The sequence below is a fragment of the Pseudoalteromonas sp. MBR-15 genome, assembly GCF_053628915.1.
Genome location: NZ_JBRJHH010000007.1, coordinates 62,042 through 74,677 on the forward strand (window position 1 = coordinate 62,042; position 12,636 = coordinate 74,677).

Consider the following 12,636-nt stretch of genomic DNA (forward strand, 5'->3'; position numbering starts at 1 on the left):
TACATTATCCCTTAATTGATAGGCCAACTTTACGAGCAAGCTCAGCCGTTCTATTAGCGTATCCCCATTCGTTGTCATACCATGTATACAGCTTCACTTGAGTGCCGTTGACCACCATTGTTGATAACGCATCGACGATGCTAGAACGTGGGTCGGTTTTATAATCGATAGACACAAGTGGCTTTTCTTCATAGCCCAAAATGCCTTTTAACTCGCCCTCAGCTGCTTCTTTCATCCAAGCGTTAATTTCAGCTTCCGTTGTAGGACGCTCAAGTTCAAATACACAGTCAGTAATTGACGCATTCGCCAGTGGCACACGTACCGCGTGACCATTTAGCTTACCTTTTAACTCTGGGAAAATATGGGTGATTGCTGTTGCAGAGCCAGTGGTGGTTGGAATAAGGCTCATGCCACAGGCTCGCGCTCTACGTAAATCTTTATGCGGCGCATCCAAAATGGTTTGAGTATTGGTAATATCGTGGATGGTTGTCATCGAGCCATGTTTGATGCCGATTTTATCCTGTAAAACCTTTACCACTGGCGCTAAGCAGTTGGTAGTGCAAGACGCTGCCGTTACGATGGCGTGTTGTTTAACATCGTACAGGTGGTCGTTAACACCCATCACCACATTGAGCACGCCTTCTTCTTTCACTGGTGCAGTGACCACCACTTTCTTCACACCTTGGTCTAAGTAGGCTTGTAGCAGTTCAGTCTTTTTTATCTTACCTGATGCTTCAATGACGACATCGCATTCAGACCAATCCGTATCGTTAATTGCTTTATTTTGAGTGACCCGAATAGCATGACCGTTGATTATCACATTATTTTCATCATGAGATACATCATGTGACCAAGTGCCATGCACAGAATCGTACTTTAATAGGTGTGCTAGCGTTTCCGCGTTGCCAGCAGGGTCGTTGATTTGTACAAACTCGATGTCTTGCCAACCAAAAGCGGCTCTAAGTGTTAAGCGACCCATGCGGCCAAAACCGTTAATACCTATTTTAATTGCCATTTTTTAAGCTCCTACTTTTTGAAACTCATTAAAAAAAGAAAGTTGTACCGGATGCGAAAGTGCTTTTGGGCGTATTTCCTGTACCTGTTTAATAATGTCAGTCTTGTCGTAACCTAGTTCATACATGAGCAGTCCAATCACTAAGCCTGTGCGACCAGAGCCACCTTTGCAATGGACGGCAATGGTGCCTTGATTACGTATGATAGTTAGCATGTCATCAAGATGAGATTTGAACGCTGCTGCAAAATCGTCATTAGGTGCATCGTCATCTAAAATAGGTAACTGAAACCATTTAACACCTTGTGCATCACACACTTGAGGAAGTTCTTCGGCTTCATTCTTTTTCAGTTCTGCATCGTACATCAGCGTCACAATCACTTGTGCTCCAGCATCTTTCAATTGCATGACTGATGTTGTTAAGTCAACGCCCTTTGTTCCGGGACATGGTGTAAAGATAAAGCTAGCGCCATTATCAAGCACCAATTTGTCATAGGGATGGGTTTGCATAAGAATCCTCTAAATTATTCGTTAAACCAATGTTTTGTTCTGTTCACAATCGCTACGAGAGATAGCATGACGGGTACTTCAACCAGAACACCAACTACCGTAGCCAATGCAGCGCCTGAATGTAATCCGAAAAGGGAGATAGCCACTGCGACTGCCAATTCAAAGAAGTTAGATGTACCAATCAAACACGCAGGTGCAGCGATGTTGTGCTTAAGTTTGATTTTCACCGCGATAAAATAGGCAATAATGAATATGCCATAGGTTTGAAGAATTAGCGGAATAGCGATTAGCAAGATGTTAAGTGGTTGATTAATGATGGTGTTAGCCTGAAAGCCAAACAACAAAACCACTGTTGCTAGTAAACCGATAACAGAAAACGGTTTTAATTTCTCTAGCAAGGTTGTGATAGCCGCTTCATCTCGCCCTGAGCTGTTTAAGTGTTTTCTAGTCAGGATTCCCGCGATTAAAGGCAGTAATACATACAAAATAACTGAGATAAACAAGGTGCCCCAAGGCACATGAATATCTGTTACCCCAAGCAATAACCCTGCAATCGGGGCAAACGCAAAAATCATGATGATGTCGTTAACCGAAACTTGAACTAACGTGTAGTTTGCATCGCCTTTAGTCAGTTGTGACCAAACAAATACCATTGCCGTACACGGAGCTACGCCAAGTAAAATCATTCCAGCGATGTATTCTTGTGCGGTTTCAGGTGATACGAACTCAGCAAATAAGCCTTCAAAAAATAACCAACCTAATGCCGCCATTGAAAACGGCTTTATAAGCCAGTTAATCACTAAAGTTAAAACCAAGCCTTGTGGATTCTTGCCGACTTCCTTGATGGTTGAAAAGTCAACTTGCACCATCATTGGGTAGATCATTACCCAAATGAAAACAGCTACTACCACATTGACATGGGCAACTTCAAGTTTTGCAATAGCTTCAAAAAGAGGTGGGTAAACAATCCCCAGTGCTACACCAGCAGCAATTGATATCGCAACCCAAACAGATAAATAACGCTCAAAAATGCCCATATTTAATTTCCTTAATCGCAGCAGCTAGCCACTCGGGTCGGTCGATCACCCATCGTATTTAATCGAGCTAACTCTTGTTCGATGAAAATCGGCTCATTCACTACTGTTGATGAGATAATTTGTTTCATCCAAACAGGTAATGTTGGATTAATTGAATAAAATACCCATTGCTGGTGTTTTCTGTCAGATAGAATGCCTGACTTTCTGAGTTGTGCGAGGTGACGAGAAACCTTAGGTTGGCTTTCTTCATCCAATGCAATCATTAATTCACAAACACACACTTCTTTTTCCACTGCAATAATTAACAGTGTTTTCAGGCGAATATCATCAGCTAAGGCTTTGTAAAAAGTAGTAGGTGTTATAGGCGAGGGTTTTTGCTTTTGTTGTATAAGCAAAAACATTTTTATGCGTTCATTGAGTTCTTGTAGCGTTTTTTCAAACGGGTTGGCATCTTTCCGGGAACGAGGCTCTGGAAAATCCCAAGCAAGACAGTTGGTGCCTTTGACTCGGTTATCACATTCTATTGCGGCCTTATCACATAGTGTAATGACGAAATCGAAGTGAATATTGCTAACTTCATCAAGGTGTTTTGAGTGTAATCCATCGATAGGTAACCCAAAGTGTTCAATAGCTGACAGAGTTCGATTATCAACACTATGTGGCTCAGTCCCTGCGCTATAGACTTCGTAGTCACCTTTACCATGATGTTTTAACAATGCTTCGGCCATAATGGATCTGGCCGAATTTTCAGTGCATAAGAAGAGTACCTTCATAACATGCTCCATAACAAATTTGTTATATAATAAATTTATTATATGTTTTGTTCAGCAGTATTTCAAGGAAAAAGTGAATTTTATGGACGGTAAAGACTAAGCCCCTTCGAGAGGGGCTGTGTGATGGGAGCCTAGCTGGCTAGTTGGAGGGAGTATCTGTTTCCTCTTCAGTTATATCGTCATCGGTTGAAGGCACCGCTTGCTCAACTTCTGCTTCTTTACCCTTAGCTTGAGCTGATTTTCGCGCTCGAATTTCGATATCAATAATGCGCCGAGCCAGTTTGATAATGCGCTGTTGCCATGCGTAATTGCCATCAACGCGATGCTTGTTGCTAAGCACGCTAGATAACCAGAGTGTGTCCATTGAGATCATCAACGCATCGAGTTTGCGCACTAAGCCGACAAACTGGCCAACCTGAGGCGAGCTGATTTTAGCGTTGAAGGTGATCGGGTCGGTGTAGTCAGGTACTTCATCGATGCCGTTGGACTCCATCAGTTTGTCCAAACGAGCTTGTTCGTTGTCTACCGCCTTAGCGCAATCCTCGATCAACTGGCTAATGATTTGTTCCACTTCATCAATTTCGTTCTCATCGCCAATGATGCGCAGGATGACGTCGATTCCGTAAAGCGCACTGACCGTCCGTCTAAACACACGGTCAACGACACGCTGCGCCTGTAAGCTATTAATTGTGAATGATTGTTCAAAGATGGGTTTTGAGTAATTGGGTTTTGCTTGGGCCATAAGTTTGCTCCTGATATGACAATAATCAGTCCCTAGCCTAATCCTCTGTGAGGTAATGGCCTTTCAGCTAGGTGGAAGAATTGAGCATCTTTCTAACTATCCTGTCTGGATAAGACGGTTACACTGACTAGCAAATATTGCTGATCTGTTTCAGTGATATCCGCGCCTGAGAGCATGAGCTCAAAGGAAGCCTGCCGCTGAGTTTTCTCAGTGGTACTAAGAGGTAGCTAGCCTCCTTAAACAAATAGCCTGCATGTTTTTACATGCTCAACCATGCGTTCCTTGCGGTTCGCCTTTTCACCACCCAACTGGGGGAGTTTTCCCCAGTTGGGGGTGACTCCTTCAAAACTAAATTAAGGAGTCACCAATGGAATATATCTTCGGATTTATTATCCAAATCGCAGGCATTATGTTGCTTGCAAAACTGAGCTGGTCGCTTTTGCGATTGGTTGCTCGTCAAAGCGTGCGCCCGTTTCGATTTGTCCTTACTCAAATCAAGCGTTTGCTCACACCAACACCAAAACGTCGTCCAATGGCAGTGCCTAAAGCTCCTGGTATGCCCCGTTTGACATCTGCGTTTTACAAAGAGCCACATCAGTACGATATGGATTTACTCGAAATACCAACCTATCTGCGCCGTCAGCCTTCTTTGCCCAACCGGGCAGAAACGACTGTGTGCACAGAGTTCAACTAAGACGAGGAGAACATCATGAAAAACCAAGTAACACTCATAGGCTACGTTGGCACTGAGCCAGAGACGCGAGCCTATCCATCAGGTGATTTAGTGACCAGTATTTCACTGGCCACTTCTGAGAAATGGCGCGACCGTCAATCCAATGAGCTCAAAGAGCATACGGAATGGCATCGGATCGTTTTTCGAGATCGTGGTGGATTTAAGTTAGGGCTAAGAGCAAAAGATTTAATCCAAAAAGGAGCGAAGCTTTTTGTTCAAGGTCCTCAGCGCACGCGCTCATGGGAGAAAGATGGCATTAAGCATCGATTGACCGAAGTGGACGCGGACGAGTTTCTGCTTCTTGATAGTGTGAACAAAGCATCTGAGCCATCACCGGCGGATGATGCGGGCTCCCAAGCTAATTGGGCACAAACTTATCCTGAACCAGATTTTTAACCGAGCGAAAACGCTTTAACCCAGCCGGGAGTACTTTCCCGTCAGGGGCAGACTCCCACTTTGATTGTCGGAGTCCACAATGGAAAAACCAAAGCTAATCCAACGCTTTGCTGAGCGCTTTAGTGTCGATCCAAACAAGTTGTTCGATACCCTAAAAGCAACAGCATTCAAGCAACGTGACGGTAGTGCACCGACCAATGAGCAGATGATGGCGCTCTTGGTGGTTGCAGATCAGTACGGCTTGAACCCTTTCACCAAAGAGATTTTTGCATTCCCTGATAAACAAGCTGGGATTATTCCAGTGGTAGGTGTCGATGGCTGGTCTCGCATCATCAATCAACACGACCAGTTTGATGGCATGGAGTTTAAGACTTCAGAAAACAAAGTCTCACTGGATGGCGCGAAAGAATGCCCGGAATGGATGGAATGCATCATCTATCGGCGCGACCGTTCGCACCCAGTCAAAATCACTGAATACCTGGATGAAGTCTATCGACCGCCTTTTGAAGGTAACGGCAAAAATGGCCCTTACCGTGTAGATGGTCCATGGCAGACGCACACTAAGCGAATGCTAAGACATAAATCCATGATCCAGTGTTCCCGCATTGCGTTTGGCTTTGTGGGAATTTTCGATCAAGACGAAGCGGAGCGAATTATCGAAGGCCAAGCAACACATGTTGTTGAGCCATCGGTGATTCCACCCGAGCAAGTTGATGATCGAACCCGAGGGCTTGTTTACAAGCTTATCGAGCGGGCGGAAGCTTCAAACGCTTGGAATAGTGCATTGGAATATGCCAATGAACATTTTCAAGGTGTTGAACTGACGTTTGCGAAACAAGAAATATTGAATGCACAGCAACAAGCAGCCAAAGCGCTCACACAGCCTTTAGCTTCTTAGCGCCACGCATTCATTCTACTAACCCTGGCGGGATTATTCTCCCGTCAAGGGGAAGGTCTCGTCTTTTTTTGGAGATCTTCCATGACTAAATCAGCCTCACTTTTTCGCTTGGTATTGGTTGTTGCCCTTGTCTTAGGTTCGATTCAAGCCGGTAAAGCGGCAATTGATTCGGTTCAAGCAAGTGTTGGTCAGCACCAAACAGCGTTAGCACAAGCTGCAAAGTAACCACTTAACCCTGAAGGGGAGTTCTCTCCTTCGGGGGAGTCTCCCCTCAAAGGAGGCAATATGAAGGTTATCGACCTATCACAACGTACTCCTGCATGGCACCAGTGGCGCATTGCAGGGGTTACGGCATCTGAAGCCCCAATTATTATGGGGTGTTCACCCTACAAAACACCTTGGCGATTATGGGCAGAAAAAACTGGATTCGTATTACCGGAAGACCTGTCGAATAATCCAAATGTGCTTCGCGGTATACGTTTGGAGCCTCAAGCAAGGCGAGCATTTGAGAATGCGCACAATGACTTTCTTCTGCCGTTATGTGCTGAAGCCGATCATAACGCAATCTTTCGGGCCAGCTTTGATGGCATCAACGATGCGGGCGAACCCGTTGAACTGAAATGTCCTTGCCAGTCAGTTTTTGAGGATGTGCAAGCTCACAGAGAACAAAGTGAGGCGTACCAGTTGTATTGGGTGCAAGTTCAGCATCAAATTCTGGTCGCCAATAGCACGCGTGGTTGGTTGGTTTTCTATTTTGAGGATCAACTGATTGAGTTTGAAATACAACGAGACGCGGCGTTCTTAACTGAATTGCAAGAAACAGCGCTTCAGTTTTGGGAGTTAGTACAGACCAAAAAGGAACCGTCAAAATGCCCTGAGCAAGATTGTTTTGTTCCCAAGGGTGAAGCTCAGTACCGTTGGACATCACTGTCTCGGCAGTATTGCTCAGCACATGCCGAAGTGGTTCGACTGGAAAATCACATTAAATCTTTGAAAGAGGAAATGCGAGACGCTCAGTCGAAATTGGTCGCTATGATGGGTAACTACGCTCATGCGGATTATGCTGGAGTCAAACTCAGCCGCTACATGATGGCGGGCACGGTGGACTATAAGCAATTGGCCACCGATAAATTAGGCGAACTGGACGAACAGGTTTTAGCCGCTTACCGAAAAGCGCCACAAGAGCGGTTGCGTATCAGCACCAATAAGCCAGAGCAGCCCGTTGAAACACCAATCAAAATCAGCCTTGAGCAAGAGAACTTGGTTCTGCCAGGTGACTCGCCGAGCTCATTTTATTTTTAACGTTCACTCGGAGCCGATTTCGGCTCCTTTCTCATGCGCTTACATCGAGTGCATCAGAAAGCAGTTTCACTCGTAGCCAATGCTGGGTACGAATGATAGAGCGAGCTGAACTCTTACATACACAGCCATACCACAATCCACACACCACCCGACGGGGACTTCATTCCCTGTTGGGGCATGGGGCCTCGTTAAAACTAATGAGGTTTACCATGACTGAACACTCCCCATTTTTGGTTCAAGTGAATCAAGCGTTTAATGTCCCGGCTCCTGATGCTTTCGTTCTGGAAGGATTTAGTGCCGACACTACCCATCCAAACATTCCCGTTCGCAAGGACGAGTATGTTTTTAGAAAAGAAGACTTACGTGACGTATTGGCGTTTTTGTCTAACCCAGACGGTGACGGTTTGTATATTACAGGCCCCACCGGATGCGGTAAGACCTCGCTAATTTGCCAAGTTGCTTCTCGATTGAATTGGCCTGTTCAGCAAATTACTGCGCACGGTCGATTGGAGTTGTCCGATCTTATCGGTCACCACACGCTGGTTAATGGCAACATGACCTTTGTGTATGGACCGTTGGCACTGGCTGTAAAGCATGGCCATTTGCTGATCATTAATGAAATGGATCTTGCTGAGCCTGCTGAACTGGCTGGGCTCAATGACATTTTGGAAGGTGCCCCGTTGGTCATCGCACAAAATGGCGGTGAGATCATCATGCCACATACCAAGTTTCGTTTTATCGCTACCGGCAACAGTGCGGGCAGCGGTGACCAGACGGGCTTGTATCAAGGTGTGCTTCAACAGAATTTGGCTTTTCTTGATCGCTTTAGAATCATTGAAGCGACCTATGCAGAGCCATCTGTAGAGGAAGCCATTCTGGAGAACGTTGCGCCGGGCTTACCAGAGGTCTTTCGCCAAAAAATGGTGAAGGTGGCTGGTGACATTCGTCGTCTTTTTATTGGGGGCGCGGATGGCGGTGCTGAGCTTAGTATCACCATGTCCACTCGGACCTTGGTGCGCTGGGCAAAGCTAACACTTGCTTTTAAAGGCGCTCCTAACGCAGTGGAGTATGCGCTGATTCGGTCTTTGACGGCTCGTGCTGAGTTGGAGCAACGTGAAGCCATTCATCGTATTGCTGCTGATGTCTTCGGTGACCATTGGGAGGATTGATGATGGAAAAGTGCTTTGCTCTTTACCGTTACAGTCATTCTGATGGGACAGCCAAAGAATGGGCCATTTACGTTGGATCAGATAACCAGGAGATTGAAGTTCGGTTTGGAAAAGCCGGTCAATTGTCGCAGCAGCGATTGATTGATTCGACTGATCCTAACGCTGAAGCAGACCGACGAATCAATGAGAAAATCAATAAGGGTTATCGATTGGTTGGACAAGTCGGCATTGATCATCAAGGGCGGCCATTTGAACTCTCAAATGCGCTAGATAGCGTCGCGTGTGCCAATAACGTCAGTTGGGAGTTTCGTACTCGCAAGGACGTCAATGGCCAAATCTCGCTGGCACAAAAAGCGTTGTTCGATATGGCAAAGCTGCTTGAAGCCTATGGCTTGGCTGTTATTGATGATAACCAGGTCAGGATTGGAGAATGGTCATTAGGGTTTTGCAAAAGCGGATTACCTAGTACCAATCAAATTAGCATGGTGTCAGGTGAAGGCGCTGGCATTGTTAACACTGATGATGGCCCGTGGCCATTGTTGCTGTTACTCGCCTTTAAGCGTCAATTACCACCACTGTGTTCGCTCACAGTAGCGAGTCCTGAAGGGATAGAAGTATCTGACCAACTGAAGTTGGAAAAAGATGTATTGCGGTTGCTAGGCAGTGATTTAGAGCGGGTTCGCCCGATAGCTGAAGCACTGGACTTAATGCCTGTGAAAATCGATCTCAACCAATCGTCGCCTGATTCGCAAAATTACTATTTCTGATAGTGGTATTGCCATTAGCGCGTCAACTACTACCACCCAAACGGGGGCCATTGCTCCTATTGGGAGTGGTGCGTCCCCATTTCGCATGAGGATGCACTATGAGTATTCAAACCCTCAACAAACTTTTGATTTGTCACATCGACTGTTCCATCTGGAGCGGTAGAAAAAAACTAAGGCCTGAAGATTTCAGATTAGCCAATGGCAGCCAACTTCCACCGAAGGATGTTGCCAGCTTAGGGAGCAAAAAAATTTGCGACCCTGAGGCATTGGCGAACTTTGAAAGGCTAAAGAAAGAAGCACAGCGCTTGTGTGAGCAAGTCGGTGTGCGGTTTTTAGGTGGCTATGCCGTCCCTGAAGACCGAATTGATCAGATTGTTCCAGAGCTTGACCGGATCGGTCAGGAGTTTGCGCAGTGCAAGCAGTTGTTCTTGGACAACTATGATCAGGTGACGTTTGACTGGGTTGCAAAACACCCGGAATTTGCAGATGCAATCCGACGTGCGCTGTCACCCATCGAAGACGTGGAACAACGGCTTCAGTTCGATTATGCCATCTATCGAATGCAACCGGCTGACCAAGCTGGTGGCTTAGATGACAAGGTCAATGGCATGGGACACACCCTCTTTAGGGAGGTGGCTCGTGATGCCAACGAACTGTTTGAGCGTTCCGTTGCAGGTAAGAATCAAATCAGCCAGCGAGCCCTTAATCCGCTCAAACGGTTAAGAGACAAGTTGGATGGTTTGTCCTTCCTGGATCATCGAGTTCAGCCAATGGTTGAAGCGATGGACAATTTATTTGTTCGTCTGCCGAAGACCGGCCCTGTGACAGACAATCTCTATCACGAACTGATGGCGACCATTTTAATTTTGTCTGATCCAGACAAGATGAGAATGCACGGTGAAGGTCAATTGGATATCAGGCAACTGATGCCCAAACCTGAACCTAAACCCGCACAGCCAGTATCTGCTCAGGCAGATAACTTGCGTGCAATACCACAACCAACCGTCAGACCAAACCTTGGTTCGACTGTACCAAACTCATTTTATTTTTAACGTCCTTGAGGGCATGTTGCCCTGAAGGGCGCTTGTCCTCTGAACTAAGTAAGAGGAAATTATGCAATCAACCATCCATAACCCTAGCCAACTGAAGCAGTTTGAACCGCATTTTCGTGGTGTGACTGATGCGGTTGAAAGTGAATCGATACCAGAAGTGGCGTGTTGTCGAACGTTAGTACAACGATCGTACTCAACACATAGTGTCGTGATCCCCAAGAACCCTGTACTGATCGCAGATGCGGACGGGCAAGGTGTTTGGGTAACGGCCATGGTGTTTGTTCCAAACATGGCATTGCAGCAAACCGCTTTTGAGCTGGCCTGGCTGCAATATCAACACGAGGTGTCTACTCAGTTACAAGACCAGTACGGTCTGACATTGGATGACATCCTGAGTTTAGACCAGCTTAAAACGTCATTTGAGCAGCACGAGAGTCCAGCTCAATTGGTGGCTTTGTTAGGTCAAAAATACGACCTGGATAAGCTAAAAGCACAGGTTTAAACACTTACATTCCCAGCGGGGAAACGCTCCCGCTGAGGGAGTATTCCCCCTAATGATTAGGAGACTCCCATGAATCATCCATTAAAAAACGCACTGCCAATCGTTGCCGCCGCTTATGGCGAAAAGTTTGGTGTGAAGGTGCTTATTCAAGGACAAGATGCGTTTACCGATGGTGAGCGGATTGTGATCCCAACAGCAAACCCAGACGACCCACACTATCAACAGATAGCTTGGGGTTATCTGGCTCATGAAGCGGCGCATATTCGGCATACCAATTTTGACATGGTGCAGAAGGCGTCGTCCAAACCGATCCGTAAGGCACTTCTCAATATCATTGAGGACGTTCGCATTGAAAACGAATTGGCGAAGGATTATCCCGGAACCCGGCGCAGTATTTCGCAAGTGATCGAGTACATGGTGGACACTCAGCAAATGAGTATACCTGAACAGCTTGAGCCTGCATCTAACTTGCAAGCCTGGTTGTTGTTTCGCTTGAGATGCCATTTTCTGGGCCAGAAAGCGCTGACGCCTTTGTATCAAGCGATTGATGAAAGAGTGAGACAACTCTTTCCTGCCGCAGCGATGAGCCGGTTAAGCGCCATGCTGACAGCAGTGCCTAGCCTGGCGTCTACAGGTGAAGTGCTAAAACTTGTCGATGCCATCGTTGCCATGTTGGAGGAAGAATCTCGTCCACCACAGGATGAGTCGGATGCTGATAGCGGTAATGACATTGGACAAGATGCGAGTAATGGCAGCAATAACAGTAGTGACAGTCAAACCCCGGAAGCAGACTCGTCTGCAATGGTGGATGCTGCTGAAACGGGAGATTCTGATAACTCTGATCAAGCTGACAATTTGCGACAAGCCTTAGAGGCCAGTGCCGCTCAGTTTGAACCCGATACCTTTGCACAAGTGGCAGAAGTGTTGTCGGAACAAGCTGAAGGACATCAGGGTGTCACTCCACTCAGTTTGCCCCAAGCAGAGCAGGCTATGTTGGGTGATGAGGCCATCTTGACCTTATCGGCGTCGGAGTCTGCTCAAATTCGAGCCCGACTTAGGGGCATGGTTCAGTCCAGTCAGGACAATCGGAATCATGCTCAAAGGCACGGTCTTCGAGTTGCAACCCATCGTCTTGCCGCTTCACAAGCAGGAGAGTCGAGATTGTTTATTCAAAGGCAACCTCGCATTGCGCCCAATGCTGCTGTGCACTTGCTTGTTGATATATCAGGCTCAATGGGTAAGCCCATTGGCGAAGGTAATCGCAAGTACTTTCATGTTGCCAATGAAGCCGCTTTGGCTTTATCCATGGCATTGGAAGGTATACCGGGTGTTGTACCTGCGGTCAGTTATTTTCCTGGTATTCATCAGGAAGTTTCTATCGCGTTATTGCCCAAGCAATCGGTTCGACATCGGGCCGCCTGTTTTGACCAAAAACCACGAGGTTGTACACCTATGGCACAAGCGATGTGGTTTGCGGCAAACAGTTTGTTAGCACAAAAACAGAAGCGAAAGCTAATGATAGTGCTAACCGATGGTGACCCAGATGACTGGGCTGCCACGCATGACATTGTTGACCGGTGCAGACGCAGTGGCTTTGAGCTGCTGGGGATCGGGATTCAAACACGCAGTGTTGAGAGATTCTTTCCTCAAAGCATCGTGATTAATGATGTCAAAGATCTGAAGCGTGAGTTATTCGAAGTAACACAACAACTGTTAATTCAGTAACCACATCAATTTTACCAC

At 46.5% G+C, this 12,636-nt stretch carries 15 protein-coding genes; 10 read left to right on the forward strand and 5 right to left on the reverse strand.

The window, feature by feature from the left end; genetic code table 11:
- Positions 1-4: 4 nt before the first annotated feature.
- From ACSSVW_RS11060 to ACSSVW_RS11080, 5 genes are all read right to left on the reverse strand, one after another.
- Complete coding sequence (locus ACSSVW_RS11060; RefSeq protein WP_454179334.1) at positions 5-1,015, reverse strand: ArsJ-associated glyceraldehyde-3-phosphate dehydrogenase; 1,011 nt, start codon at positions 1,013-1,015, stop codon at positions 5-7.
- Between the two features lie 3 nt (positions 1,016-1,018).
- Positions 1,019-1,522, reverse strand: a complete 504-nt coding sequence (locus ACSSVW_RS11065; RefSeq protein WP_454179335.1) for a phosphatase domain-containing putative toxin — start codon at positions 1,520-1,522, stop codon at positions 1,019-1,021.
- A 14-nt stretch (positions 1,523-1,536) separates the two neighbouring features.
- Positions 1,537-2,559 (reverse strand): ACR3 family arsenite efflux transporter, encoded by a 1,023-nt coding sequence (gene arsB, locus ACSSVW_RS11070; protein ID WP_454179336.1) that lies wholly within the window; start codon positions 2,557-2,559, stop codon positions 1,537-1,539.
- An 11-nt stretch (positions 2,560-2,570) separates the two neighbouring features.
- Positions 2,571-3,332 carry a metalloregulator ArsR/SmtB family transcription factor gene (locus tag ACSSVW_RS11075; protein WP_454179337.1) on the reverse strand — a complete coding sequence of 254 codons (762 nt, stop codon included), beginning with the start codon at positions 3,330-3,332 and terminating at the stop codon, positions 2,571-2,573.
- Positions 3,333-3,471: 139 nt separating this feature from the next.
- Positions 3,472-4,074 (reverse strand): hypothetical protein, encoded by a 603-nt coding sequence (locus ACSSVW_RS11080; protein WP_113603053.1) that lies wholly within the window; start codon positions 4,072-4,074, stop codon positions 3,472-3,474.
- A 367-nt stretch (positions 4,075-4,441) separates the two neighbouring features.
- Between ACSSVW_RS11080 and ACSSVW_RS11085 the strand changes: the two genes are divergently transcribed.
- The 10 genes from ACSSVW_RS11085 (at position 4,442) to ACSSVW_RS11130 (ending at position 12,618) form a co-directional block, all read left to right on the forward strand.
- Positions 4,442-4,768 carry a hypothetical protein gene (locus ACSSVW_RS11085; protein WP_454179338.1) on the forward strand — a complete coding sequence of 109 codons (327 nt, stop codon included), beginning with the start codon at positions 4,442-4,444 and terminating at the stop codon, positions 4,766-4,768.
- Between the two features lie 15 nt (positions 4,769-4,783).
- Positions 4,784-5,203, forward strand: a complete 420-nt coding sequence (locus ACSSVW_RS11090) for a single-stranded DNA-binding protein (RefSeq protein ID WP_454179339.1) — start codon at positions 4,784-4,786, stop codon at positions 5,201-5,203.
- Between the two features lie 79 nt (positions 5,204-5,282).
- A complete protein-coding gene (gene bet, locus ACSSVW_RS11095) occupies positions 5,283-6,101 on the forward strand; it encodes a phage recombination protein Bet (protein ID WP_078462557.1) in 819 nt (272 codons plus the stop codon).
- Positions 6,102-6,182: 81 nt separating this feature from the next.
- The gene (locus ACSSVW_RS11100; protein WP_342853957.1) at positions 6,183-6,326 is read left to right on the forward strand and encodes a hypothetical protein; all 144 of its coding nucleotides are present in this window, start codon (positions 6,183-6,185) and stop codon (positions 6,324-6,326) included.
- A 60-nt stretch (positions 6,327-6,386) separates the two neighbouring features.
- On the forward strand, positions 6,387-7,403 hold the full coding sequence (locus ACSSVW_RS11105; RefSeq protein WP_454179340.1) for a YqaJ viral recombinase family nuclease: 1,017 nt from the start codon (positions 6,387-6,389) through the stop codon (positions 7,401-7,403).
- Positions 7,404-7,612: 209 nt separating this feature from the next.
- The gene (locus ACSSVW_RS11110) at positions 7,613-8,572 is read left to right on the forward strand and encodes an AAA family ATPase (RefSeq protein WP_235373594.1); all 960 of its coding nucleotides are present in this window, start codon (positions 7,613-7,615) and stop codon (positions 8,570-8,572) included.
- 2 nt (positions 8,573-8,574) lie between these two features.
- On the forward strand, positions 8,575-9,339 hold the full coding sequence (locus ACSSVW_RS11115; RefSeq protein ID WP_332397608.1) for a hypothetical protein: 765 nt from the start codon (positions 8,575-8,577) through the stop codon (positions 9,337-9,339).
- 98 nt (positions 9,340-9,437) lie between these two features.
- Entirely contained in the window at positions 9,438-10,391 is a 954-nt protein-coding gene (locus ACSSVW_RS11120) for a DUF3150 domain-containing protein (protein ID WP_454179341.1), read from the forward strand.
- Between the two features lie 61 nt (positions 10,392-10,452).
- Positions 10,453-10,893 (forward strand): hypothetical protein, encoded by a 441-nt coding sequence (locus ACSSVW_RS11125; RefSeq protein WP_208661516.1) that lies wholly within the window; start codon positions 10,453-10,455, stop codon positions 10,891-10,893.
- Between the two features lie 69 nt (positions 10,894-10,962).
- Positions 10,963-12,618: a VWA domain-containing protein gene (locus ACSSVW_RS11130; RefSeq protein WP_423434384.1), complete on the forward strand. Its 1,656-nt coding sequence runs from the start codon at positions 10,963-10,965 to the stop codon at positions 12,616-12,618.
- The last annotated feature ends 18 nt before the right edge of the window (positions 12,619-12,636 follow it).